Here is a 25070-nt window from a genome sequence, read left to right on the forward strand (position 1 = left end):
GAAACCGTTGTGTTGCCAATTACACCATAGGCCATCGCTGCTGAACGCAACGAGGAATAATATAGCCAATTGGCGTGAACAAGAGCAAATCACCTGGTCAAAGGTTCGTTGTCAAAGGTTCGTTTAAATTCGCGAGTTCCCCACAGCCCACCTCAGCAGAGCGCATAACTAATGCATAACCAATGCAGTGCATCTAACTAACGCAATCCCAGATCGAAAGCCCATTCGATCGCAGCTCAAAGTCGATCCGCCCTTCAGGAGACACTTCGTGGTGAAGCGGCTGGCAAACAGCCGCCACACACCACAAACCATCCCTGAAAGGCAAGCATCATGACTTCCCCCACAACAACGGCAACAGCAACCGCCCCCATCACACTCGAGCTGGAGTTCTCCGACATCACGGAGCAAATGAACGGCACCATCGGCCGCGTCATCGGCACTGTCACTATCCGTCAGTTCGCGAAAATCATCTCGGGCCTCAACCTCGATGCCAACCCACGCGTGTCCCGCACCGGCCGCATCACCGATGCCATCATGGAAACCATCGACACCACGCCGGAGCTCTTCGCCTACAAGTCCAAGGGTGTGCTCCTGGCCTCCACTCAGTTCACCAGTGAAGACAATCTCTACCGCTTCACCTTCAGCAACCGTCGCATCGAAGGCATCCTCGACGGCGGCCACAACTCGCTGGCTATTGCGCTGTTCGTCCTGGGCAAGCTCACTCCACCGCCTAGCCGCAAAATCAAGACGTGGTCCGAAATGAAGGAGGTCTGGATGGAGCGCTCCGAGGAAATCGAGGAATTGCTTGCCGACGAAAGCCTCACCGAGCTCGATGCCAAGGTTCCGGTAGAGGTACTCGTGCCCGGTGCTCGGGACGAGGACACTGTGCAGGACTTCTCCGATGCTCTGCTCGATATCTGTGCCGCCCGCAACAACAATGCGGAGCTCAAGGCGGAAGCAAAGCTCAATCGCGCCGGCTACTTTGACGATCTGAAGCATGCTCTGCCGCAGGGAATTAGCGACAACGTGCAGTGGCGCACCAACGATACTGGTCGACTAAAGGTGGGCGATGTCATCGCTATGGCGTGGATTCCACTGTCCTGTATTGACCTGCCGAAGGATGCCGACGGCAAGCAGATTGAAGCACCGACCCCTACCAGCCTCTACTCCGGAAAGGCCAAGCTGCTTGACCGCTTCGAGGATGTCATGAGTTCCCCAGAGGTCACTAAGCCCAGCACTGAAAGTATCAATGAGCGCACCGAAGAGGTCGTTCTCTACAACGAGAAGGTCCGCAGTGCCTTGAACCTCACGCGTGACTTCATCGATATTTTCGAGCGCATCAACGCGGAGCTACCCGATCTCTACAACAAGAGTGGCGGCAAATTCGGCGGCATTGATGCTGTTGACAAGGCCAACAAGAAGAATCCGCGGACTGGCAAAACTCCACAGAAGTACTCGAAGTTCTACCGCCAGCCCATCGGCTACGCGATTCCGGACGGGTTCATCTACCCACTCGTGTACGCCTTTGCCGCACTGCTCAAGCAAAACGAAGACGGCACGGTCTACTGGGGAACCGACTGGCACGAGTTCTTCAATAACCACATGGGGTCGCTGGTCAAGGACTACCGCGAAACCTCCATGAACATGCTGAACCGCGACCCGCAGAAGGTGGGCAAGGAAGCGGGCTCTTACACGAACCTGCTTCGCTCAGCCCAGCTCGCACTCTTTACTGAGCAGCAGTAAAAGGAGTGACCTCGAGAGCCTTGCGCAGTCGGCTCAGGCTGCGGCTGCGGCCAAGCAGCTCCATGGACTCGAACAGCGGCGGCGATACCTGAGCACCAGTTACAGCCACGCGCACCGGGCCGAAGGCCTTGCGTGGCTTCAGCTCCAGGTCCTCGATGAGGGCCTTCTGAAGTGCAGCTTCGAGCTTCTCGGTGATGAAGTCCTCTTCGCTGAGCGGCTCCACAGCTGCAATGGTGGCCTCCAGGACAGCAACAGCGTCTTCCTTGAAGTTACGGCGTGCCGAGCGCTCATCGAAGGTGAACTCGTCCTCTTCCACAACCAGGAACTTCGAGAGGTCCCAGGCGTCGGAAAGCGTCTTCACACGGGTCTGCAGCAGCGTTGCCAGGAAAGCGAACTTATCCGCCGGGTAGTCGGCCGGGAAGTCAAAGTGGCTTTCCAGGTACGTGCGCAGACGCTGCTCGAAGTCCTTCGGATCGAGCATGCGGATGTGGTCCGCGTTGATAGCGTCGGCCTTCTTCTGATCGAAGCGAGCCGGGTTGGACAGCACATCGTGGATATCGAAGGCCTTAACCATCTCGTCCATCGTGAAGATGTCCTGGTCGCCGTCCATAGACCACCCCAGCAGTGCCAGGTAGTTCAGCAGACCCTCGCGGATGAAACCGTTATCGCGGTGGATGAAGAGATTGGACTGCGGGTCACGCTTGGACAGCTTCTTATTACCCTCGCCCATAACGAACGGCAGGTGACCGAACTCCGGGGTGAACTTGGCGACACCGATGCGCTTCAGCGACTCGTAGAGAGCGATCTGGCGCGGGGTCGATGGCAGCAGATCCTCACCACGCAGGACGTGAGTGATCTCCATCAGAGCGTCATCAACCGGGTTAACCAGGGTGTAGAGCGGTTCACCGTTGGAGCGGGCAATAACGAAGTCCGGAACCAGGCCGGCCTTGAACTCGATACGACCGCGAACGAGGTCATCGAAGACAATGTCCTCGTCCGGCATACGCAGGCGAATCACCGGATTGCGCCCCTCTGCACGGAAGGCTTCCTTCTGCTCCTCGGTGAGGTTGCGGTCATAGTTGTCGTAGCCCAGCTTCGGGTCACGGCCGGCGGCCTTGTGGCGCTCCTCAACCTCTTCAGCGGTGGAAAAGGCCTCGTACGCTTCACCGGCGTCAATGAGGCGCTGCAATACATCGGCGTAGATGTCCTTGCGCTGCGACTGGCGGTACGGACCGTGCGGACCGCCGACATCGATGCCCTCGTCCCAGTCAATACCGAGCCAATTCAGGGCCTCGATGATTGCCTGATAAGACTCTTCGGAGTCGCGAGCGGCATCGGTATCTTCGATGCGGAAGACCAGCTTGCCACCAGTGTGACGGGCATATGCCCAGTTGAACAGGGCGGTGCGGATGAGGCCAACGTGCGGGGTACCGGTTGGCGACGGGCAAAAGCGTACGCGAACATCTGACATGCTTTCCCACGATACCCGCCCTCCCACCTGCAGGCATGCATAGGGTTTGCATAGGGTTACAGAGCCCACTCCCCGGCCACTTCGCCGGCGTATCCGGCGGCGCGCAGCCGCTCAACCCAGCTGCGCAGTGGTGCCTCACCGGTGCCCGGCGCGCCGCGGCCTGGGAAATCGGCAATCTGGACGTGCGCCGGCAGGCTCACTCTTCCAGTCTCCACCTCAGTGAGCCAAGCATCCACGTCGACGCCATTAGCTGCAAAATGGTAAAAGTCCGCGAGCACACCAGCACCAGTCTGTTGAGCTAACTCCTCGGCTTGCCACGGATCTGTAATGGGATAATCACTCATCCCGGACAGTGGCTCAATCAACGCGCGAACCCCACTGAGCTCCAGCTGGGCAGTAATCTCAGTCAGTCTTTGCACCTGCAAATCGGTCAGCTCCCCCGAGCGCCCCAGCAACACGTTCGAGCATTTCAGCCCAGTGGCCCGCGCAATCTGGCTCACTGCTTCCAGGTGCCCCGCGGGCAGCCCGTCTGTATCGAGCACTCCTCGCTGCCCCGCTGCCATGTCCCCTCCCCACAGATTCATGGCATAAAGACCGAGGCTGTCGTCAAAGAGGTCACAAAAAGCGGAAACCTCATCGGGTGCGGGCACTGCGAGGTCAAAAGGCCACCAGAATTCCACGGCCGCGTAGCCGTCGTCACGCGCGGCGTTGACGGCGTCGTGCGGGGACATGTGTGCGTAGACCGTAGAACAGTTAATAATAGTGCTCATGACCAAAACGGTAGTAGTAACTGGTGGCGGCGCGGGCATTGGTCGCGAAATTGCTCTGGCTTTCGCCTCCGATGGCTGGCACGTGCATATCTGCGGCAGGCGTATCGACGCGCTCGAGGCCGTTGCCGCCGAAGCGGACAACATCACCTTCTCCAGGTGTGACATCACCGACCCCGAGCAGGTCCGTGCGATGTTTGAGGACGCGCAGGTAGCTACGGGAACCATTGATGTTGCGGTGCTCAATGCGGGGCTGCCCGGCACGCCCGCAGAGTTCGGAGAGACCGACATTGAGGACTTCCGGGCGGTCATCGATACGAATGTGGTCGGCTCGTACCTATGCGCACGCGAGGCGTTCGCGCGGATGAAAGCGGGGCGTGATGGGAAGGCGGACCAAGCAGGCGGCCGAATCCTGGTCAACTGTTCTATCGCGGCGCAGGTACCGAGAGCCCATACGGCGGCGTACGCGACGTCGAAAAGCGCGCTTGCCGGAATGACCCATGTGCTTGCCCTGGACGGACGCGAGTATGGCATTACGGCAACGCGCATTGACATTGGCAATGCGCAGACTGACCTATTGGGGACGTTCACAGGCAGCGAGCCAATGTTCGATGCCACGCAGGCTGCGGAGACCTTCCTCTACGCCGCGAATCTGCCGGCGAGTGCAGTCATCGATCAGCTGACGATTACCGCTGCGGGTATGCCCTTTTTGGGTAGGGGTTAGCCTGCCCCTTAAACTGGAGCACAACTGGGTTTAGATTGAGGAGGCGGGTTAGGGCTATGTCCATGGAAAACCACCCCTCTCTGGGCGGCGGAAACGAAGAAGAGAAGCAGGAGAATTCTCACCCGTCGAACGACCCTGCAGCGACTCCGAAGCGTTCGACGCGCTGGGATACGTCCCGCCCGACCACCGCTCCGGACTTTTTGCTCTCCCGGGCACACGGCTCCATCCGCACGCAAGGTATTGAAGAGCAGCTTTCCGACCCCTGGCTCGCGGCCGAGGGACTGCACTCGGGCATTCACAAGATGGTAGTCGGCGCATTGCCCTTCGACTTGGACAAGCCCGCCGCCCTGACCGTTCCCCGGGAAGTCATCCGCTCCTCGCAGCCGCTGGAGCCACCCGCGCACTACCGTTGGAACGCACCGAAGCCCCACGCCAACATCGTCGCTTACGATCCCCCGCTCGACGAGCACGCTGAGCGCATCGCCGCAGCCATCCGCACAATCGAGTACTCGGCGCTGGAAAAGGTCGTGCTCGCGCGCGCCGTGGAACTCGAAATCGATCCCCCGATTGACCCGCTCCTACTCGCATCGCGGCTGATCGACGGATCCCCCAACCGCGATGGCTTTGTCGTGGATCTCTCCCCCGCCGGTTCCGATTATGAGGGCAAGTTGCTCATCGGTTCCTCCCCGGAGATGCTGGTCCGCCGTACGGGCGACATCGTTGAGGCGTTTCCCTTGGCCGGGTCGCTGCCGAGGTCCCGGAATGAAGAGGTGGACCGGGCGTCGGCCCGTCGTTTAGCGGACTCGCGCAAGAACCTAGACGAGCATGCCTTCGTCGTCGACGACATCGCCGACAACTTGGCGCCACTGTGCAGTTCGCTGGATGTTCCGGACAGCCCCGAGCTGATGAGCACCGCCGAGATGTGGCACTTGGCCACGCATATCCGCGGTCGGTTGAAGGATCCGTCGCTGTCCGCGCTGGATTTGGCGCTGGTGGTGCACCCGACACCAGCCATTTGTGGCACGCCGACGGAATCCGCCTTCGGCGTTATTCAGGCCGTAGAGACCAACCGCGGCTTCTACTCGGGCGCTGTCGGCTGGTGCGATGAGAATGGCGACGGTGAGTTCGTGGTCTCCATTCGCTGTGCCGAAATCGACACTGAGGGGTCCGTGGCACGACTATGGGCCGGAGGCGGCATTGTGTCGCACTCCGACCCAGAAGAAGAAGTCACGGAGACCAGCGCCAAGATGGGCACTGTACTCCGCGCTTTTGGAGTTAAGGGCGCTTAAGCCAGGGCGCATAGGCCCTAGCAGCTTAAGCCCTGGCAGCTTAAGCCCGCTCCACAGGGTTGGCCAGCTTGCCGATACCCGGGATCTCAATCTCGATGCGGTCACCCGGGAACATCGCAGCGGTACCGGCCGGGGAGCCGGTGCAGATGACATCACCCGGCAGCAGCGTAATCGAGGCAGTGATGAACTCGATAATCTCCGGGATGGACATAATCATCTGGTTGGAGTTGGAATCCTGCTTGGTCTCGGTAACACCCTCGTGAGTCAGGTGCGCCTTGATCGGCAGCTCGTTGTAGTCCAGCTCCGTCTGGATCCACGGACCAAGCGGGCAGAAGGTATCGATGCCCTTTGCGCGCGCCCACTGACCATCGGCAAACTGCAGGTCACGGGAAGAAACATCATTGACGATGGTGTATCCGAAGATCACATCGTGAGCGTTTTCCTTCTTGACGTTCTTGCACGGCTTACCAATAACCAGTGCCAGCTCGCCCTCAAACTCGACGTTGGTGGCGAAATCCGGAATGCGAATCGGCGCTTCCGGGCCAATGACGGCCGTCGGCGGCTTAATGAACATCGTCGGCGGCAGCGATTCTGCCGACTTCTTGAACACCTCGGCGACGTGGTCAGCGTAGTTACGACCAATAGCGATGACCTTCGACGGCAGCATTGGGGCGAGCAGACGTACGTCGGCAAGCGGCCAGGAACGGCCAGTCTTATTCAGCTGACCGAAAGGGTGCCCTTCGATTTCGTGCAAAGTAACTTCACTGCCTTCGCCCTCAACGAGCGCGAAGCACATGCCCTCTGGGTGGGCGATTCGAGCAATACGCATAAAAATAGGGTACACGTCACATTGCGATAATTATGCAACGACCCCCACTCTCTATACTCTGCGCTCTAAACTCCGCGGGATTCCTGCGCAAGCCACACCAGCGCACAGGCCAGCGCATCGTTGAACGCGTGATGGGCCTTAAAACGGGGAATGCCGTACTTGTCGCACAGTGACCACAACCGCAGCTCATCACGGACCGGCTCACGGTTGGCCCGCAGAATCGCGTCGTACTCACGTGTCATAGTGTCCGCCACCGGCACATCAAAACGCGCATCGAAGTACTTCCGGCACAACGGATCTAGGAAACCAACTTCCATCCGCGCGTAGTGCGCCAGCAGCTTCCGTCCCCGTAGAGCTTCTAACAGCTTGCCGACGGCCACCTCTGCCTCTACCCCGGTTGCGACCATGTCGTCGGTAAGCCCATGCACCGTCGCCGACTCGCCGACGCTCACCTCCTCGCGCTCTGGGCGAATGAGAAGGTGACCCGACTCTTCCAGCACGATGTCGCGGCCTTCGACGGCAACCCAACCGATGGAAAGCAACTGATCTTTGGAGGGATCCAGACCGGTGGTTTCCACATCGACCGCGAGCCAAGCATTGTCGCGGATAGGTGCGTCCAAGAGTTTCTTGCGGGGTTTGAAAAACTTCAACATTGCGCGCTCACGACATCGCCCGGATGGGATACTTCGCCCCGAGGCTCTGCTGCAACTTGCGGATAACACCAAACGCATCGCGCAGGTGCTCGCGTTCCAGGCTGGAGAGACGCTTCGGGTAGATGTGGTTATTCGGCTGCTCGCCAGCGTTGAACTGGGCCTGCTGGTGATGAAGCTGCACCGTGCACAGGAACTCGAACGCATCCGCCAGATCCTGCGCACCCTGACGGCTCACGCTTCCGGCACCCGCACTCGCCGCCAAGCGTTCACGCGTGGACAGCTGCGGCAGCCCGGCCGCCACAGTAAATAGGCGCGCCATCTGCACCACAGCAGCAGTTCCCCCCTTCTTGATGTCCAGGGTCTCTGCGTACTCGCCGCCCTTCTCCAGCACCAGGCCACGGAAGAAGCCGAGCGGCGGCTCCCGCCAGGCCGAGAGCTTGGCCAAGTGCGCGTGCAGGCGCTGCGACCCCTGGGCCAGCGGTAGGTAGGCCGCGCGCAATTCCTCTACCAGTTGCACATCGCCCGCTACCGCTCGCATGTCGAAGAAGGTCTGTGCATGTAACAGCGCCTCCGCCTCCGGTGCGGTAATCCACCCGTGGAACGTGCGCAGCCACTGCGACTTGGTCATCCTCCACGCAGGATTGCTGGCCATCATGTCCCCTGGACAGAGCGGATAACCGACTCGGTCGAGGTTGGTGCAAATCTCGTCGCTAAGCGCGGCGAAATAGTCAGCATGAGCGTCGGCGTCGTAGTCGTCGGCGAGAACAAGCGCATTGTCCTGATCGGACGCGAGCCCCATCTCCCCGCGCCCATGCGAACCCAGTACCGCAAAGGCGTAGCTGACTGGTGGCGGCCCAAGCTTTTCCTCCGCCAGCGCAACCAGGCGTCGGGTGACAGCATCGGCCACGGCAGTCAGCAGCTTGGCGACCTCCTCCCCCGAATCACCTCGGTCAATAAACCGGCCGACAATCCGCCGCGCGTTCTGAGCAATCTCCGCAATCTCCGAGATATCGCTCTTCCGCGCCAGCGTCGCCGTCGCGTACACGGGATCGGTGTGCAGACTGCGCAGCAGGTCACCAATGACAATCATGCCGACCACTCTCGTCCCGTCGTGCACCGGCAGATGATGGTAACCGCGCTCAGCCATCAGCAGCATGGCCTCAAAAACCAGCAGGTCGGGACTGATGGTTTCCGGGTTCCCGGTCATCACTTCGCTTACAAGCGTCGCCGCGGGCTTCGCCTCTGCCAGCACTCGACGACGGAGGTCACGGTCAGTGATGATGCCGACGAGCGGGCTCTGGTTGGCGCCTGCAGACTCCATTACGAGCAAACTGGAGACATTCCGCTCCGTCATAATCTGCGCCGCCTCTTGTACTGTCGCATCAGCACTGCAGGTCACCAGCGATGTTTCCATCAGATCCGCAACCCGTGTGCGCAATGACTCCGATGCCGCAGTACTCCGCAGCTTCGATGCCACTGCGCGAATGCGCGCGTTCTCACCGCCGTAATAGCGCCGGACCTCTACGAACTGCTCATTGAGCTGGTCAAAAACCTCCTTGGAGATCACTAGGAATACGCAGTCCTCCACTGCCGTCATCGTGTATAGCGAAGGGTCACTGCTCAGCAGCGTCGAATAGCCGAAATGATCTCCCACATCTCGCCTGTCCAACAGCGTGCCAGCTGGGTCAAAGAGATCCACCATGCCGGAGCGAATAATGAAACAGCTGTTGTTATCCGCACCCGCCCGGATAATCTCCGTTCCACGACGGGCATAGCGCATGGTCAAAAGCGGTGGGATAGTCGCGCGCTCTTCATCGTTGAGGTCCGAAAAGGGGCGAGTATGGCTGAGGAAGTCTGCGATTTCCGCAAGCTCGACGGTCATGGGGTCAATTATCCCCTATTTTTGCTCCCAATAGGACTGATTTGCGGGAATACTCGACCTTATGACCAATTCCACACACAGCGCTTCAACAAATTCCGAATGGCCGCTCGACGCCCACATCCTCGGCAGGATGGACAAGCTCGCGGCACTCGTCGCCACGCTTGACGACGACGCCTTCAATGCAACCCTCCCCATCCCAGCCATTAACTCCCTGGCCGTGCTGTTACGACATGTGACCGGATCCGCGAGGTACTGGCTCGAGCGCGTCTGCCTTGGGCGTGATTATGTCCGTGATCGCGATGGGGAGTTTTCTGCTCATTGCAGTGTTTCGGAAGGGCTGGAGATTTACCACCGTGACCGCGCGGCCATTGAATCCGCGCTGGTGGAGTTGCAAGGCGTGGACCGCGCTGGTGCTCCTGCTGTTATTCCTACCGATAAGGACCGTTGGTGGTGCGGCAGCATCGAAGGCGTGATTGTGCATGTCTTCCACGAGGCGGCTCAGCACCTGGGACATGCGGAGATTACGAGGGATGCGCTAGTGGCAGGACTGGGAGGGGATGATTCCGATAACGGCGCAGGAAGCTCATCCCCATACCCCCTTGACACCATCATCGATGTACTTCGCCAGGTCGGACATGCGTCGGACTTCATCGAGCACACCGCCGACGGTAAGACTCACATCACTACCGTCGATGGCAAAACTGTGATTGCCTAGCCCTCTCCCTCCCTATTTTTTACTGCGCTACTTCAAAGCAGCAGCAATGCGGTCGCCAACTTCAGTGGTCTTAATCGGGCCACTACCGCGAGTAGCCATGTCAGCTTCCACAGCAGCCTCGATGCGCTGAGCGTCTTCCTCACGACCCAGGTGGCGCAGCATCATGGCACCCGACAGAATGGCTGCGGTCGGGTCAGCGATCCCCTTGCCAGCAATGTCGGGAGCGGAGCCGTGAACGGGCTCAAACATGGACGGGTTGGTATTAGAGGCGTCAATGTTGCCGGACGCCGCCAGGCCGATACCGCCCGACACTGCACCAGCCTCATCAGTAATGATGTCGCCGAAGAGGTTGTCGGTGACGATGACGTCGAAACGCGAAGGATTAGTGACGAGGTAGATCGTCGCAGCGTCGATGTGCGAGTAATCGACATCTACCTCTGGGTATTCCTTAGCGACCTCATCGACCGTGCGCTGCCACATACCGCCACCGTGCACCAACACATTGGTCTTGTGGACAAGGGTCAGCTTCTTACGACGGGTCATAGCCAGCTCGAAGGCGTAGCGAACAACGCGCTCAGCACCGAAGCGGGTATTGACGGAGGTCTCGTTGGCAACCTCGTGTGGCGTGCCGACGCGAATCGCACCGCCGTTACCGGTGTAAGCACCTTCGGTTCCCTCGCGGACGACCACGAAATCAATTTCGCCCGGGTTCTTCAGCGGTGACTCGACACCCGGGAAGAGCTTGGAAGGACGCAGGTTGACGTGGTGATCCAGCGCGAAGCGCATCTTCAGCAACAGGCCGCGCTCGAGAACACCCGGAGGAACGTTCGCCGGGTCACCGATAGCACCGAGCAGAATAGCGTCGTGCTCACGCAGGGAGTCGAGATCGGCGTCGGTAAGCAGTTCGCCATTGCGCAAGTAGCGACGCGAGCCGAGGTCGTACTCGGTGGTGTCGAACTCGCCGATAGCAGCCTTGAGCACCTTCAGTGCCTCTGCCGTAACTTCCGTGCCGATGCCATCACCCGGGATGACGGCGATCTTCAGCTTTCCTGCCTCAGTCATTTTTTGAGATACCCTTCTCACTATATGGACACAAATGAGTGTAGCAGAACCTAGCGCTCACCCCCGTCACTGTCTGCGCGATTTTTACCATCTCCATCGTTTTCACAATCCACCCCGCCTACTGCTCTCTCCTTTTCCATATCCCGCCGCACCTTATCCACTAGGCCGCGGAGATTGTCATGCAATTTGCGACGTTTCTCATTGTGCTCAGCCAGCGCAGCGGTCTTCTTTTCAGTCTGCGAGGCAAAGGTGTAACGACCATGCCCAGTGTGCTCTTTTTCCGACTGCGCAAACGGCCCTTCATCACAAGAGAGGAACGTCCAAGCTTCGATCCCATCATCACCTCGAACAACTCGCCACATACCGGCAGTTTTGAGGTTGTGGTGCCTTCGACAGAGACAATGGAGATTATCTGTGTGCGTGACCCCTTCCTTTTGCCGCTCACCACCGGAAAGGCTGTGATCAAATTCCACAATATGGTCGATATCGCACTTTTCCGCGGGGACATCGCATCCAGGAAAACTACACACACCGTCACGGGCACGCACGAATGCACGCTGAGACTCGGAGGGCCGATACCCCTCAACCGCACTATCCCCCAGCACCCGCAATGTCGATACCCGCTTCAGCCAAGACTCGGCCACCAGCGAAGAAAGCCAACCAGCCCCAGCGAGCCACACTGGAGTGTTTTCCGGTTCGCCATCCTCCCCGGGAGAGAGCACTCGGAAGAGTTCCAGATTCACCTCCACCTCACAAGTACCGCGTAACGCATGCATGAAAGCTGCCGCGCGACTCACTTTCATCTTCTTAGCCACTGCGTCGATAATTGCAAGGGCTTCCACTGCATGATGCCGCTCGAGGACAGTAGTCAGTGTCGTAACTCCAGCGTCACCATGTTCATCAACTGCGACAAACTCCTTAGCCGTCATACGATCGCCAAAGTAGTCGAGAGCCGCAGCTTGAACCTCCCGTACCTCCTCCGACTCCGCGGGATTATCCGCCGACTCTCCATCCGCCTCGACCTGGTATGCCGCCGCATCAATTGCAGCACCTACGGTCGCCTCCACATTCCGGGCCAGGACCCTATCAGCCTGCAACCCAGCGACATCCACATCACGTGGCCGCACTTCCGGAGCACACTCACCAATCACTCGCTGCACCCGCGTTGCCATCGCACGCACGCCACGGAGCGCCTCCCCGTCGCGCCTAGGCTTAACGACGTCCACGAGACCCGACTCCACCGCGTCAACCTTGTCATCAGCCACAGGCCGGGTATGCTTACCAAGCATTGCTAAATGCCTCATCGACAAATGCCCGCGCTCCTGACACATTTCCGCTAGTTGCGGCATACGTCCAAGCATGTAGCCAATTTCCATATATTTGTTCACTTCGGCGCGTGAGATTCCAAGCACCACCGACCAATAAGCCAAATGAGCTTCGACATCGCCATCATCTGGTGGTGCGACCCGCTGAGCGATAACCATCTGCAGACGATTAATCTCGCGCATCACTTCAGCGAGCGAATGAGCCCTCACCTCATGGCTGAACCGAAATTCCCCACACGATTCCAACTCTGACATTGCACTGTCCCCTCCCTAACGAGGTCCCCTAACGAACAGTTCTTTATCAATTCGCCCACACCATATCCCCCACCCCGGATTCAAACCGCTGCGCACCCCAAAAATCTCCACATTATTCGAACACTATTTCGAACTAAAGCCGAAAGAAAATCCCGCCCTACGACGCAAACTTCGTCGTAAAGCGGGAACCGCACTAGAAACCTAGTCGACCGGCTTCATGGAACCGTTTTCGAGGAAACGACGGTGGAAGTCATAAGAAGTACCCAGGTCATGCGGAGTATGCAGGTACGGGGTGGCCCTCTCAGCACGCTCAACGTATTCGAGCAGCGCCTCCTTGTACATCGGGTGCGCACACTTCTCAATGACAACACGGGAACGCTGACGCGGCGCCAGCCCACGGAGGTCAGCCAGACCCTGCTCAGTGATGATGACCATCACGTCATGCTCAGTGTGGTCAACGTGAGAGACCATCGGCACGATTGCGGAAATGTCGCCATTCTTAGCCAGCGACGGGGACACGAACGTAGAGATGTAGGCGTTTCGGGTGAAGTCACCGGAACCGCCAATGCCGTTCATCATGCGGGAGCCAGCCACGTGAGTGGAGTTGACGTTGCCGTAGATGTCAGCCTCAATCATGCCGTTGGTGGTAATCAGCCCCATGCGGCGGACCAGACCCGGGTTATTGGAGATGTCCTGCGGCCGCAGAACGATCTTCTCGCGGTAGTCAGCAGCATTCTCGTTCATACGAGCTGCATATTCAGGAGACAGCGAGAATGCAGTACCGGAAGCCACGGTCAGCTTGCCAGCATCCATCAGGTCGACCATGCCGTCCTGGATAACCTCAGTGAAGGAGGTCAGGTTCTCATACTTGGAGTCGAGCAGACCTGCGAGAACGGCGTTCGGAATGTTACCGACACCCGACTGCATCGGCAGCAGGTTCTCCGGCAGACGACCGGCCTTGACCTCGCCATCGAGGAAGTCGAGCAGGTAGCCAGCAATAGCCTTGGAGTCATCGTCCAGCGGCTTGAACGGCGAGTTACGGTCCTCGGCGTTCGTCTCGACGACAGCGACAACCTTATCGACATCGATCTGAACATCCGGAGTGCCGATGCGGTCCCCCGGGTTCACAATCGGAATCTCCTTACGGTTCGGAGGCAGGCCGACACTGTAGATGTCGTGCATACCCTCGAGGTCCTCGGACTGCCAGGAGTTGACCTCAATAATGATCTTCTCTGCAGCATTGAGGTAAGAAATGCTGTTACCAACCGAAGAGGAAAGAATCAGGGAGCCATCGGCCTTAATGCGAACAGCTTCGACCACGGCAACATTGACCGGACCAAAGAAGCCCTGCTCAGTCATCGGGCCAGAGTGCGACAGGTGAATATCACTATAGAAGGCATCGCCTGCATTGATACGGTTACGCATTCCCGGGTCGGACTGGTACGGCATACGCCACTCAACACCATTGGCCTTCGCCAGCGCACCATCAAGTTCCGGAGCGGTAGACGCGCCGGTCAAGACCTTAATCTTGAACTCGTCGCCACGCTCGTGAGCGGCCTCCATGCGCTCAGCGAGAGCCGGCGGGACAACCTTCGGGTAGCCAGCACCGGTAAATCCGGCAAAGCCCACCATGTCTCCGTGGTTGATGAACTGCGCCGCCTCCTGCGCGGTCATCACCTTGGATTTGAGACCAGCATGGGCAATACGATCTGACATGAATTCACCTTTCTATATCCCCCAACGCGACTATCGGGGGTAGCACTTCGAACACCAAAGCACACCCCCAACCCTATCAACGAAGCGGTTAGCGCCTTTCATTCAGATGCCCGAAAGCGCCCCCATTTTAGGCACATTCCATACGCCACTAAAGCCGACTACAACACCGTTTTATGCCCTACGTCACAACCAGTCGACAATCAGCCATGCGACACATTTACAACCCCTCACATAGCCCAATTCATGCACTAGTTATTGATAATCATTTTCAGTACGCTAATCTTGTCGGGTGACTTCTACCGAATTTTCTGATAGCACCACCCAGACCACTCCCGTCACCGTCCTGTCCGGATTCCTGGGCGCCGGCAAGACCACCCTCCTCAACAACCTCCTGGCAAACTCACAGGGGCGCAAAATCGCGGTCATCGTCAACGACTTCTCGGAAGTCAACGTCGATGCCGCCCTCATCGAGCAGGGCACATATCTCGAGCGCGGCGAGGACCGTTTCATCGAAATGTCTAACGGCTGCATCTGCTGCACGCTGCGAGATGACCTCGTGGAAAACGTCGGCAAGCTCGCGCGCAGCGGCAAATTCGAACACATCGTCATCGAATCCACCGGCATCTCCGAGCCCATGCCAGTCGCCGCTACCTTCGAGTGGGAATTCGACGATGGCCGTCGCCTCGCCGACATCGCCCCCATCGACACGATGGTCACGCTCGTCGACGCCTCTACATTCCTCGACAGTCTCCGCCAGGGACGCGCACTGCCTGACGACGAACGCACGGTCGCTGACCTCCTTGTCGACCAGGTGGAATTCGCCGATCTCATCCTCATCACCAAATCCGACCTCGCCGGCGAAAAGCTCACCGGCGGCACCGAGGAAACAATCCGCGCCATGAACCCCCGCGCACGCATCGTCCGCGTGACTAACGGCGAAATCGCCACCTCTGCCATTCTCGACGCATCGCTTTACGACGAAGGTACCGCGGCCACTTTCCACGGATATGCAGAAGAACTTGCGAATCCCCACACGCCGGAGACTGAAGAATACGGCATTTCTTCGGTTGTTTTCCGAGGCAACCGCCCCTTCGACCGCGAACGACTGATTAAGGCTCTCCGCGGCACAAAGGGGCTCGTACGATCCAAGGGGCACTGCTGGATTTCCGACCGCCTCGAAGTCGCCCACGTGTGGAGTCAGGCGGGGCCGAACCTGAAAATCACCCCTGCCGTCATGTGGGCGCAGACCGATGTCCCACCATCCAATGAGGTCGTACTCATCGGTGTGAAATTTAACCCAGAGGCCACACTGCAGGCATTCGAGGATGCCATGCTGACTGACGAAGAAGTGCGGGAATTGCTGTAACAAAGCCCCTGGAAGAGCGCCGATAAACGACCCGCTGAAGCGATCAGAGTGTCATAAATCACTTCTCAACCTGCGGGTGTGGCAACACACTGTTAGCGCATGCTAGGTTAGGCGACAAAACTAAAGTCGAACAGTCTATCTAGGAGATGACATGTCTGATCGCATCGCACATGCCGGTTTGCGCGGCAAGGTAATGACCGCCGACGAGGCTGCACAGTTTATCAATCATGGTGATGCCCTCGGCATCTCTGGCTTCACCGGTGCTGGCTACCCGAAGGCCCTGCCGACTGCGCTGGCAAACCGTGGCAAGGAACTTCACGCCAAGGGTGAAGAGTTCGCTGTCGACATCTACACAGGCGCTTCCACTGCCCCAGACTGTGACGGCGTGATGGCAGAAGCTGACATCATTCGCTACCGCATGCCGTACCAGGGCGATCCGGCACTGCGTAAGTCCATCAACTCCGGCAAGGCGAAGTACCAGGACATCCACCTCTCCCACTCCGCGCTGTACATCGAGCAGGGCTTCCTGCCGATTGACGCCGCAATTGTTGAGGTCACTCGTATTACGGAAGATGGACACCTCGTTCCGTCGTCAAGCGTTGGCAACAACGTCGAGTGGATGGACAACGCTGACAAGATCATCATCGAGGTCAACTCGTGGCAGTCCGAGGAACTCGAGGGCATGCACGACATCTACCGCATTCAGCACCTGCCTAACCGCACGCCGGTGCCGATCAACGCCCCGGGTGACCGCATTGGTACCCCTTACATCGACATCAACCTGGACAAGGTTGTCGCAGTTGTCGAGACCAACGCGCCGGACCGCAACTCCCCGTTCAAGCCGTTGGATGAGACCTCGAAGGCTATTGCCGGCCATTTCCTCGACTTCCTCGAGGGCGAAGTTCGCGCGGGTCGCCTGGCTTACGACCAGTACATCATGCAGTCGGGCGTCGGTAACGTTCCGAACGCCGTGATGGCGGGTCTGTTGGACTCCAAGTTTGAGAACATCAAGGCCTACACCGAGGTTATTCAGGACGGCATGATCGACCTGATTGACGCAGGTAAGATGACCGTCGCTTCGGCTACCTCCTTCTCCCTGTCTCCGGAAGCGGCCGAGCGTATGAACAACGAGGCTGCTCGCTACCGCGAGAACATCATTCTGCGCCCGCAGCAGATTTCTAACCACCCGGAGGTTGTCCGTCGCGTCGGCCTAATCGCCACCAACGGCATGATTGAGGCCGACATCTACGGCAACGTCAACTCCACCCACATCAACGGCAGCCGCATGATGAACGGCATCGGTGGTTCCGGTGACTTCACCCGTAACGCCTTCGTTTCCTCGTTCATCTCGCCGTCGCTGGCGAAGGACGGTGCGATTTCGACTATCGTTCCGTTCGCTTCGCACATTGACCACACCGAGCACGACGCCATGGTCATCATCACCGAGCGTGGATTCGCTGACCTGCGTGGCCTGGCACCGCGTGACCGCGTGGCGAAGATGATTTCCGTTGCACACCCGGAGTACCAGCCACTGTTGGAGGAGTACTACGAGCGCGCGCTGAAGACCGCTCCGGGCATGTCTACCCCGCACGACCTGCGTACTGCCTTCGACTTCCACGTCAACATGATTGAGAAGGGCTCGATGAAGGGCTAGGCAGTAGGGCTACGGCTGCATAGATCAGCTGGGAAACAAAAATCCCCTCCATGCGGAGGGGATTTTTTCATGCAGTAGAAGCTGCGCTAGAGACTAGCTCTAAAACGCCTAGGCGCTCAGAACTAGTCCAGCTCGAGCTGCAGAGCGTGGGTAGCGGAGATCTCCTCGGTAATCTTTCCGACGAGCTCCTCCGGAACCTCCTTGGAAACGCGCAGCACCAGGATGGCAGTCTGATCTGCTTCCTGCGGAGACAGAGCAGCAGCCTCGATGTTGATGCCGGACTCACCCAGGGTGGTAGCAACGCGACCCAGAGCGCCCGGAACGTCGTTGTACAGCAGGAAGAGGTTACGGCCCTGAGCGCGCATGTCGATGCCGCGGCCATTGATACGGACAATCTTCTCGACGCGGTTCAGGCCAGTGAGAGCACCAACGACGGTAGCGGTGGAGCCATCAGCACCGATGACCTTGACCTCGAGTACGGAGCGGTGGGAGACGGACTCCGGCTCGGTCTCGACAGTGAAGGTCACACCACGCTCTTCTGCGATACGCGGAGCGTTGACGAAAGTGACCGGTTCTTCCACCATGAGAGAGAACAGTCCACGGATTGCTGCCATACCCAGAACGTTAACGTCCTCAGTGTGCAGCTCACCGCGAGCGGTGACCTCAACAGCAGCCGGAGCGCCCTCGAGCAGACCGCCAGCAACCAGACCCAGCTCACGAGCCAGCTCGAGCCACAGGGCCACCTCTTCGCCGACAGCGCCACCGGAAACGTTGACTGCATCCGGGACGAACTCGCCAGCCAGGGCCAGCAGTACGGACTTAGCGACATCGGTACCTGCACGGTCCTGCGCCTCGACGGTGGAGGCACCCAGGTGCGGAGCACAAACAGTTTCCGGCAGGCCAAACAGCGGGGAATCCGTGCACGGCTCGGTCGCGTACACGTCGAAGCCAGCACCGCGGATGTTGCCAGCCTTGATTGCGTCGGCAAGCGCCTGCTCGTCGACGAGACCGCCGCGGGCAGCGTTGATGATGATCTGGCCCTTCTTGGCCTTGCCCAGGAGCTCAGCATCGAACATGCCGGCGGTTTCCTTGGTCTTCGGCAGGTGGATGGTCACGAAATCAGCGCGAGCCATCAGGTCTTCCAGCTCAACCAGCTCAACACCGAGCTGAGCAGCACGGGCCGGGTTCGCGTACGGATCGTACGCAATGATGTTGGTCTCGAAAGCAGCGAGACGCTGCGCAAACAGCTGACCGATGTGACCGAAACCGACGATACCGACGGTCTTGCCGAAGATTTCGACACCCTTGAAGGAAGAGCGCTTCCACTCCCCTTCACGCAGGGACGCGTCCGCAGCCGGCAGCTGGCGAGCGGTGGCCAGCAGCAGTGCGATTGCGTGCTCACATGCAGAGTGAATATTGGAGGTCGGAGCGTTGACAACCATGACGCCGCGCTTGGTAGCGGTATCGATGTCGACGTTATCCAGGCCAACGCCGGCGCGACCGACAATCTTCAGATTCGGAGCAGCCTCGAGGACTTCCTGATCCACGGTGGTAGCGGAGCGGACGAGAAGTGCGTCAGCATCACCAACCGCAGCCAGGAGCTCAGCGCGGTTCGGGCCATCTACCCAACGGACCTCAACGGAATCCCCCAATGCGTCCACAGTGGACTGTGCCAGCTTGTCGGCGATGAGGACAACGGGGCGAGCGTTCTGGCTCACAAGCATCTCCTGGTTTGTCTCGAAAAGTTTATGCAGTATGTGCGGTGTCACTTAAGAAAACTACTAAAGCGTGCACGCGCATTACGTCTCATCATAAACTCTGGGGGTGAGACACGGGGGGACTTACCTAAGCAAAACGGCGCTTACTACCCTTTGTTTAGGGAGTAAGCGCCGTTGCCCCCGACATTCAAGTCGGCAAATATTTCGCGTTATATTTTTATTTCTGCTGGTCTATAACCTACTGGTACGTAACCAACCACGGACGCGGCTCGATGTTCATGGTCTCCTCAGGAGTAAACATCGGCTGATCCTCGTCGATGAAGTTCTTCCACGCCTCGAAAATCTCCGGCTGCAAATCCTGCAGCATGACGTTCCAGGTCTCAAACTTCTCCTGCGCGGTGCCATGGCCGTCGGCATGCAGAACGAATGCGAGCTCCGGGTGCGACAGATCCAGCGTCTCACGGTCGCGAATCATCTGTAGCTGGAACTGGTGCAGCATCAGCATCTTCTGCGGAAGGTTGTTCTTACGAGTCAGCTCAGCCAGCCAATCAGCAACGCGGTTGACTTCTTCAGCCTTAACGTGACCAACCTGGGTCGCCGGAACCTGCCCCGGTTCCATCTTCCACTCCGGGTCCAGCGCCAGACCGACGTTTGGCATCTTCAGCAGTTCTTCGTAGAACTTGGCCTGGTCCAGGAAGTCTGCACTACCCGGCTGCAGGTCGATGATGACGTAGCCGCCGGCCTTGGTCATGGCCTCGACGTACGGCTTCAGAGTCTCAACCGGAGCCGGCTCGGAGTAGTCACCGCGTGGCCCCGGGTCAGCCTGCGCGACCGAAGCGATAATCTCGAAGGCCGGCAGTACCGGGTCATCAGCGAACTTCTCGTACTGCTTGACGTAGTCCTTCGCACGTGCGACGGCATCCTCCGGATCATCCTCGCCCATCACGCCCAATGGAGCGACACCTGGGTGACCATACGTTGCAATCAGATGACGACCGGGGAACAGCAGTGTGCCTCCACCTGGCAGCTCCTTAACCTTGTCATCTTTGGCAAGCTCGATGGACTGATCAAACTTGTCCTTATCGCCAAAAACCTTACCCAGAGCAATCAGGGACTCGCCGTCGCGAGCAGCGGAAATCGACTCAGAGGTAGCACGCGCGTCGCCCACCGGCAACCAACTGACCTTCAGGCCAGCGGCGCGGGCCGTAGCAATGGAGGCCAAACCGGTACCCGGTGCGGCCAGTGCCAATGTGTCCTTGACCTCCTTCGGAGATCCCTTCGGCAGGGTGACGCTCTCCTGTCCCTTGTCGTCCTGCCCATCGCTGGCGCGATCCTGAGCCTCTTGGTTGGCTGCCCCATCCTTCGTTGCATCGCCCTCGACGACAGTTGGCTTCTCCGGATCCATCTCAACGACAGCGCGAGTCGGCTTCGACTCCGTCTCCTTGAGAACCTTAAACTCGGTACCGACGAGCTCCTTAAGGCCATCGGTCGTACCCGGATCCGCAATGATCTGACGGCCCTCTTCGCCAGTCAGGTCAACTGCCCCCACAGTAAGGACTGTCTTTGCGCCCAGGCGGTCAATCTCTTTTTCCACATCGGCGATATCGGCGCCAGTATCACGGCCACGAGCATCCTTCTTCGGGCTCTTGGCAGTAGTGTCATCTTCCGCATCTTCGGCAGAACCAGCCACTAGCATCGGCAGACCAGCAGCAACCGCGATGCCTGCCGCCCTACGCTGCTCAGCAGAGCCAGCCGAGGAAACGACAACCGCTTCCGAACTGTCGATCAGACTTTCCGACGCTGCGATGTCGTCGCTAAGCACCGTCGATTCAGCGTCCACCTTCTTCGTGGAAACAGCGCTGTCGGAATTTCCACACGCGACCAAGGCGCTTGACCCCAACGCCAGGCTGACCGTCAGGGCAACGGTTGCCGTCACGCGCCGCGTCATTGCGGATACTCGCACATTTACCTCCGTGAAATGATTTGATTTCAACGATTAGACTATCGAACGTCTTTGTTGAGGGAGACCTTTCACCCCAGATTAGAACCCCGGATAGGACTGGGGCTACACCCGTTTGGCAGTAGTTGCTTTTAGCTCAGACGTTTATTCCACACGTCTACCCCACACGGTTCAGTGAAAGAAAACTAGTAAGAGAGATACGAAAAGGGCCTCATCACGGCGGTGAAGCTCAGTGATGAAGCCCTACTTCGCGAACAAGCGAGGGATTCGCTTAAGCAACAAACTTAGGCAGTCTCAGCGCGAGCGTCGACCTTAACCCAGCTCATCAGGTCGCGCAGCTTGGAGCCGACCTCTTCAATCTGGTGGTTGTTGTAGGAAGCGCGCAGGTCCTCGAGCTCCTTGTTGCCGCCCTCGACGTTGGCAATCAGGCGCTTGGTGAAGGTGCCGTCCTGAATGTCAGACAAAATCTCGCGCATGTGCTGCTTGGTATCAGCGGTAATAACGCGCGGGCCAGACAGGTAGCCACCGAACTCAGCGGTGTCGGAGACCGAGTAGTTCATGTTGGCAATACCGCCCTCGAACATCAGGTCAACAATCAGCTTCAGCTCGTGCAGGCACTCGAAGTATGCCATCTCCGGCTCGTAGCCAGCTTCAACCAGAACCTCGAAACCGACCTTGACCAGTTCCTCGGTGCCACCACAGAGAACAGCCTGCTCACCGAAGAGGTCGGTCACAGTCTCTGCCTCGAAGGTGGTCGGGATAACGCCAGCGCGGGCGCCACCGATAGCTGCAGCGTAGGACAGAGCCAGGTCGCGGCCCTCGCCCTTCGGGTCCTGGTCAACGGCAATCAGGCACGGAACGCCCTTGCCATCGACGAACTGACGACGAACCAGGTGACCCGGGCCCTTCGGAGCAACCATACCGACGGTGATGTTGTCAGCCGGCTTGATGAGGTCGAAGTGGATGTTCAGACCGTGGCCGAAGAACAGCGCGTCGCCGTCCTTCAGGTTCGGCTCGATGTCCTCGCTGTAAACCTTTGCCTGGGTGGTGTCCGGAACCAGCACCATAATGACGTCTGCCCATGCAGCGGCATCTGCGTTGGACTTAACCTCGAAGCCAGCTTCCTGAGCCTTCACAGCGGACTTGGAGCCTTCACGCAGACCGATAACAACCTCGACACCGGACTCGCGCAGGTTCTGAGCGTGAGCGTGGCCCTGGGAACCGTAGCCCAGGATGGCAACCTTACGTCCCTGGATGATGGACAGATCAGCATCGTCGTCGTACAGCAGTTCAATAGCCATTAAAGTTAGCCTCTTTTCGAATCGGATTCGTTAAAAATCTTAGCGTTTAGTTGTTAGCGGGCCTGGAGCATCGGCTTCGGCCCACGTGCCATTGCGACGGTACCGGACTGAATGAGCTCACGGATACCAAACGGCTCGAGGACCTCCAGCAGGGCTACAAGCTTCGAGCGCTCACCCGTCGCCTCAATGATGACAGACTCTTGAGAAACGTCCACCACACGGGCACGGAAGAGATTGGCGGCATCGACTACCTGCGGACGATTGGTGTTGTCGCAGGAAACCTTCACCATCAGCAGTCCGCGCGACACCATGGTCTCTGGGGGCTGGCGGACCACTTTCAGCACGGGCACCAGCTTGTTCAGCTGCTTAGTAATCTGTTCGATCGGCAGCGTCTCCGTCTCAACCACGACGGTGATGCGGTTGACTCCCTCGGTCTCAGTTTCACCCGAGGTAATCGACTGGATGCTGAAACCTCGGCGGGTGAACATGCCCGCAATGCGGACCAGAATACCCGGCTCATCGAGGGTCAACACGGATAGAGTGTGCAGTTCAGCCATTTTGGGACTCACTTCCTGTTGCTTCGGATCCCGATTAGCGGGTCTTCATGGACGGGTGGTTAGCGTCGGGCTGCTTCGCGGCGTCCTCGGAGTTGTCCACAACAGTGCCGTGGATGTCAGCCGGGGCCTCAGCTGCTGAATTCTCATCGTTGAACAGCGGGCGCAGACCGCGGGCGTATTCGACCTCATCATTGGACTTGCCAGCTGCCACCATCGGCCACACCTGAGCATCCTCACCGACAATGAAGTCAATAACCACCGGTCGGTCATTAATCTCGCGTGCCTTCTTAATCGCCGCCGCGACATCTTCCTTCTTGGTCACGCGGATCGCCACGCAGCCAAGCCCCTCGGAGAGCTGGACGAAGTCCGGCAGGTAGGAGTTGTCCTCCGGGCGCAGCTTGGTGTTGGAGTAGCGCTGATCGTAGAACAGCGTCTGCCACTGACGAACCATGCCCAGATTACCGTTGTTAATCAAGGCAACCTTGATGGGAAAACCTTCCATTGCACAGGTGGTCAGCTCTTGATTGGTCATCTGGAAGCAACCATCACCGTCGATGGCCCAGACTTCCTTTTCTGGAGCAGCCGCCTTGGCACCCATCGCAGCCGGGATTGAGTAGCCCATCGTGCCGGCACCACCGGAGTTAAGCCAGGTGCGCGGGTTCTCGTACTGGACGAACTGCGCTGCCCACATCTGGTGCTGGCCGACGCCAGCGGCATAGATGGCCTCTGGACCAACGATGTCGGACAGAGTCTGAATTACAAACTGCGGAGCGATTGCACCATCAGCGGGCTCTTCCCACCCGAGGGGGAACTCGTCGCGGAGACCGTCGAGAAGCTTCAGCCAGTCGGCAATCTGCGGGCGACTAAGACCGAGCTTGGTGTAGGACTCGCTAAGTGCGGCAAGGACCTCGCGGGCATCGCCGACGATGGGAACATCAACTTCGCGGAGCTTGCCAATCTCTGCCGGGTCAATGTCGGCGTGGATTACCTTCGCGTTCGGCGCGAAGGAATTCAGATCACCGGTAACACGGTCGTCGAAACGCGCGCCAATAGTGATGAGCAGGTCGGACTTCTGCAGAGCAGCGACGGCTGACACCTTGCCGTGCATGCCCGGCATACCCATGTGCAGCGGGTGCGAGTCCGGGAATGCGCCGCGAGCCATCAGCGTGGTCACGACCGGAACCCCAGTCTGCTCGGCGAACTCGACCAGCTCCTTGGAAGCATCGGCCTTAATGACGCCACCACCGATGTAGAGCACCGGACGCTTTGCCGCAGCAATCATCTCAGCGGCTTCGTCGATCTGTCGCTGGTGCGGGGTTGTCACCGGACGGTAACCCGGCAGGTTGATCTCCGGTGGCCAGGTGAAGTCGATCATCGTGTTCTGGAGGTCCTTCGGGACATCGACCAGAACCGGACCTGGACGACCAGAAGAAGCCAGGTGGAATGCCTCAGCGAGCGCGCGCGGGATGTCCTCAGCTTCGGTGACCATGAAGTTGTGCTTCGTAATCGGCATGGTCACACCGCGGATGTCAGCCTCCTGGAAAGCGTCAGTACCCAGCAGCGGGCGACCGACCTGACCAGTGATAGCGACAACCGGAACGGAGTCCATCTGAGCATCCGCGAGCGGGGTCACCAGGTTAGTAGCACCCGGGCCGGAAGTCGCGATACAGACACCAACCTTGCCGGAAACCTGCGCGTAACCAGTGGCAGCGTGGCCAGCTCCCTGCTCGTGGCGCACCAGGACGTGACGAAGCTTCTCCGAGTCATAAATCGGATCGTAGAGCGGAAGCACTGCACCACCGGGAATACCGAAGGCTACCTCGACACCAAGCTCTTCAAGGGATCGGACAATGGCTTGTGCACCAGAAATTCGCTCGGGGGCGCTGGTGCGCGCCTTAGCCGCGAATTGGGCGGGCGATGGGGTGTGCTGCTCGTGCGCGTTCACGATTTCGCTCCTGGATCATGGTGGGCAACTACTCAACACACATTCACGCAAAGAAGCTACGAATGTGGCGTTGGCTACAACCCTAACGTCCACATAGTGAGAAGTCAATCCCATCAATTGGACACGCCATCCGTATCA

The 25070-nt window shown here is 58.8% G+C and carries 19 protein-coding genes; 6 read left to right on the forward strand and 13 right to left on the reverse strand.

Translation table 11 applies throughout. The features are described 5' to 3' along the window. The first annotated feature begins 330 nt into the window (after positions 1-330). Positions 331-1743, forward strand: a complete 1413-nt coding sequence (locus HMPREF3053_RS04520; protein ID WP_224433166.1) for a hypothetical protein — start codon at positions 331-333, stop codon at positions 1741-1743. Here the strand turns inward: HMPREF3053_RS04520 and gltX are convergent. Together gltX and HMPREF3053_RS04530 are read right to left on the reverse strand one after the other, a co-directional pair. Beyond that, positions 1727-3214, reverse strand: a complete 1488-nt coding sequence (gene gltX, locus HMPREF3053_RS04525; RefSeq protein WP_070767356.1) for a glutamate--tRNA ligase — start codon at positions 3212-3214, stop codon at positions 1727-1729. The two genes, HMPREF3053_RS04520 and gltX, sit on opposite strands and share 17 nt — an antisense overlap. A 56-nt stretch (positions 3215-3270) precedes the next feature. Then, positions 3271-3984, reverse strand: coding sequence for a TIM barrel protein (locus HMPREF3053_RS04530; RefSeq protein ID WP_246819375.1), 714 nt, complete (start codon positions 3982-3984; stop codon positions 3271-3273). On the opposite strand from HMPREF3053_RS04530, the gene HMPREF3053_RS04535 reads away from it, so the two are divergent. Together HMPREF3053_RS04535 and HMPREF3053_RS04540 are read left to right on the forward strand one after the other, a co-directional pair. After that, positions 3983-4705: an SDR family oxidoreductase gene (locus tag HMPREF3053_RS04535; RefSeq protein WP_049190148.1), complete on the forward strand. Its 723-nt coding sequence runs from the start codon at positions 3983-3985 to the stop codon at positions 4703-4705. The two genes, HMPREF3053_RS04530 and HMPREF3053_RS04535, sit on opposite strands and share 2 nt — an antisense overlap. 56 nt (positions 4706-4761) lie before the next feature. Further along, a complete protein-coding gene (locus HMPREF3053_RS04540; protein WP_016422507.1) occupies positions 4762-5994 on the forward strand; it encodes an isochorismate synthase in 1233 nt (410 codons plus the stop codon). A 40-nt stretch (positions 5995-6034) separates the two neighbouring features. Here HMPREF3053_RS04540 and HMPREF3053_RS04545 read toward each other — a convergent pair whose 3' ends face one another. The 3 genes from HMPREF3053_RS04545 to HMPREF3053_RS04555 form a co-directional block, all read right to left on the reverse strand. Continuing rightward, entirely contained in the window at positions 6035-6823 is a 789-nt protein-coding gene (locus HMPREF3053_RS04545; protein WP_049172137.1) for a fumarylacetoacetate hydrolase family protein, read from the reverse strand. A gap of 65 nt (positions 6824-6888) precedes the next feature. After that, positions 6889-7476 (reverse strand): 3'-5' exonuclease, encoded by a 588-nt coding sequence (locus HMPREF3053_RS04550; protein ID WP_048735364.1) that lies wholly within the window; start codon positions 7474-7476, stop codon positions 6889-6891. A 7-nt stretch (positions 7477-7483) separates the two neighbouring features. Continuing rightward, positions 7484-9358, reverse strand: a complete 1875-nt coding sequence (locus tag HMPREF3053_RS04555) for a DUF294 nucleotidyltransferase-like domain-containing protein (protein ID WP_070767358.1) — start codon at positions 9356-9358, stop codon at positions 7484-7486. A 61-nt stretch (positions 9359-9419) separates the two neighbouring features. Between HMPREF3053_RS04555 and HMPREF3053_RS04560 the strand changes: the two genes are divergently transcribed. Continuing rightward, the gene (locus HMPREF3053_RS04560) at positions 9420-10073 is read left to right on the forward strand and encodes a mycothiol transferase (protein ID WP_070549663.1); all 654 of its coding nucleotides are present in this window, start codon (positions 9420-9422) and stop codon (positions 10071-10073) included. A gap of 27 nt (positions 10074-10100) precedes the next feature. On the opposite strand, the gene HMPREF3053_RS04565 is transcribed toward HMPREF3053_RS04560, so the two are convergent. From HMPREF3053_RS04565 to HMPREF3053_RS04575, 3 genes are all read right to left on the reverse strand, one after another. Continuing rightward, positions 10101-11117, reverse strand: a complete 1017-nt coding sequence (locus tag HMPREF3053_RS04565; RefSeq protein ID WP_088611968.1) for a 3-isopropylmalate dehydrogenase — start codon at positions 11115-11117, stop codon at positions 10101-10103. 68 nt (positions 11118-11185) lie between these two features. Next, positions 11186-12715 carry an HNH endonuclease signature motif containing protein gene (locus HMPREF3053_RS04570; protein WP_070549664.1) on the reverse strand — a complete coding sequence of 510 codons (1530 nt, stop codon included), beginning with the start codon at positions 12713-12715 and terminating at the stop codon, positions 11186-11188. Positions 12716-12916: 201 nt separating this feature from the next. Beyond that, positions 12917-14431: an acetyl-CoA hydrolase/transferase family protein gene (locus tag HMPREF3053_RS04575; protein WP_070429316.1), complete on the reverse strand. Its 1515-nt coding sequence runs from the start codon at positions 14429-14431 to the stop codon at positions 12917-12919. Between the two features lie 289 nt (positions 14432-14720). Here HMPREF3053_RS04575 and HMPREF3053_RS04580 point away from each other — a divergent pair, with 289 nt between their 5' ends. Together HMPREF3053_RS04580 and HMPREF3053_RS04585 are read left to right on the forward strand one after the other, a co-directional pair. After that, positions 14721-15797 carry a GTP-binding protein gene (locus HMPREF3053_RS04580; RefSeq protein ID WP_049190124.1) on the forward strand — a complete coding sequence of 359 codons (1077 nt, stop codon included), beginning with the start codon at positions 14721-14723 and terminating at the stop codon, positions 15795-15797. 151 nt (positions 15798-15948) lie between these two features. Then, a complete protein-coding gene (locus HMPREF3053_RS04585) occupies positions 15949-17451 on the forward strand; it encodes an acetyl-CoA hydrolase/transferase family protein (protein WP_048735346.1) in 1503 nt (500 codons plus the stop codon). Between the two features lie 122 nt (positions 17452-17573). On the opposite strand, the gene serA is transcribed toward HMPREF3053_RS04585, so the two are convergent. The 5 genes from serA to HMPREF3053_RS04610 all read right to left on the reverse strand — a co-directional run bounded on the left by serA (position 17574) and on the right by HMPREF3053_RS04610 (position 24932). Beyond that, positions 17574-19169, reverse strand: a complete 1596-nt coding sequence (gene serA / locus HMPREF3053_RS04590; RefSeq protein WP_049190146.1) for a phosphoglycerate dehydrogenase — start codon at positions 19167-19169, stop codon at positions 17574-17576. Between the two features lie 238 nt (positions 19170-19407). Further along, on the reverse strand, positions 19408-21132 hold the full coding sequence (locus HMPREF3053_RS04595; protein WP_049172104.1) for a hypothetical protein: 1725 nt from the start codon (positions 21130-21132) through the stop codon (positions 19408-19410). Between the two features lie 281 nt (positions 21133-21413). Beyond that, positions 21414-22430 carry a ketol-acid reductoisomerase gene (ilvC, locus tag HMPREF3053_RS04600; RefSeq protein WP_038628558.1) on the reverse strand — a complete coding sequence of 339 codons (1017 nt, stop codon included), beginning with the start codon at positions 22428-22430 and terminating at the stop codon, positions 21414-21416. Between the two features lie 53 nt (positions 22431-22483). Further along, on the reverse strand, positions 22484-22987 hold the full coding sequence (gene ilvN, locus HMPREF3053_RS04605; RefSeq protein ID WP_048735338.1) for an acetolactate synthase small subunit: 504 nt from the start codon (positions 22985-22987) through the stop codon (positions 22484-22486). Positions 22988-23021: 34 nt separating this feature from the next. Continuing rightward, positions 23022-24932, reverse strand: coding sequence for an acetolactate synthase large subunit (locus HMPREF3053_RS04610; protein ID WP_049172103.1), 1911 nt, complete (start codon positions 24930-24932; stop codon positions 23022-23024). Between the last annotated feature and the right edge of the window lie 138 nt (positions 24933-25070).

Origin of the sequence: Corynebacterium sp. HMSC064E07, assembly GCF_001815745.1 — a bacterium.
In the GTDB taxonomy this organism is placed as follows: Bacteria; Actinomycetota; Actinomycetes; order Mycobacteriales; family Mycobacteriaceae; genus Corynebacterium; species Corynebacterium jeikeium_D.

What these genes read in the sequence shown, in the direction of transcription:
- HMPREF3053_RS04585 (WP_048735346.1), top strand. Translation starts at nt 15,949, where the DNA reads ATGTCTGATCGCATCGCACATGCCGGTTTGCGCGGCAAGGTAATGACC.
- HMPREF3053_RS04530 (WP_246819375.1), bottom strand. Translation starts at nt 3,984, where the DNA reads ATGAGCACTATTATTAACTGTTCTACGGTCTACGCACACATGTCCCCG.
- HMPREF3053_RS04550 (WP_048735364.1), bottom strand. Translation starts at nt 7,476, where the DNA reads ATGTTGAAGTTTTTCAAACCCCGCAAGAAACTCTTGGACGCACCTATC.
- ilvC (WP_038628558.1), bottom strand. Translation starts at nt 22,430, where the DNA reads ATGGCTATTGAACTGCTGTACGACGACGATGCTGATCTGTCCATCATC.
- HMPREF3053_RS04520 (WP_224433166.1), top strand. Translation starts at nt 331, where the DNA reads ATGACTTCCCCCACAACAACGGCAACAGCAACCGCCCCCATCACACTC.
- HMPREF3053_RS04540 (WP_016422507.1), top strand. Translation starts at nt 4,762, where the DNA reads ATGTCCATGGAAAACCACCCCTCTCTGGGCGGCGGAAACGAAGAAGAG.
- ilvN (WP_048735338.1), bottom strand. Translation starts at nt 22,987, where the DNA reads ATGGCTGAACTGCACACTCTATCCGTGTTGACCCTCGATGAGCCGGGT.
- HMPREF3053_RS04570 (WP_070549664.1), bottom strand. Translation starts at nt 12,715, where the DNA reads ATGTCAGAGTTGGAATCGTGTGGGGAATTTCGGTTCAGCCATGAGGTG.
- HMPREF3053_RS04535 (WP_049190148.1), top strand. Translation starts at nt 3,983, where the DNA reads ATGACCAAAACGGTAGTAGTAACTGGTGGCGGCGCGGGCATTGGTCGC.
- gltX (WP_070767356.1), bottom strand. Translation starts at nt 3,214, where the DNA reads ATGTCAGATGTTCGCGTACGCTTTTGCCCGTCGCCAACCGGTACCCCG.
- HMPREF3053_RS04560 (WP_070549663.1), top strand. Translation starts at nt 9,420, where the DNA reads ATGACCAATTCCACACACAGCGCTTCAACAAATTCCGAATGGCCGCTC.
- HMPREF3053_RS04545 (WP_049172137.1), bottom strand. Translation starts at nt 6,823, where the DNA reads ATGCGTATTGCTCGAATCGCCCACCCAGAGGGCATGTGCTTCGCGCTC.
- HMPREF3053_RS04555 (WP_070767358.1), bottom strand. Translation starts at nt 9,358, where the DNA reads ATGACCGTCGAGCTTGCGGAAATCGCAGACTTCCTCAGCCATACTCGC.
- HMPREF3053_RS04575 (WP_070429316.1), bottom strand. Translation starts at nt 14,431, where the DNA reads ATGTCAGATCGTATTGCCCATGCTGGTCTCAAATCCAAGGTGATGACC.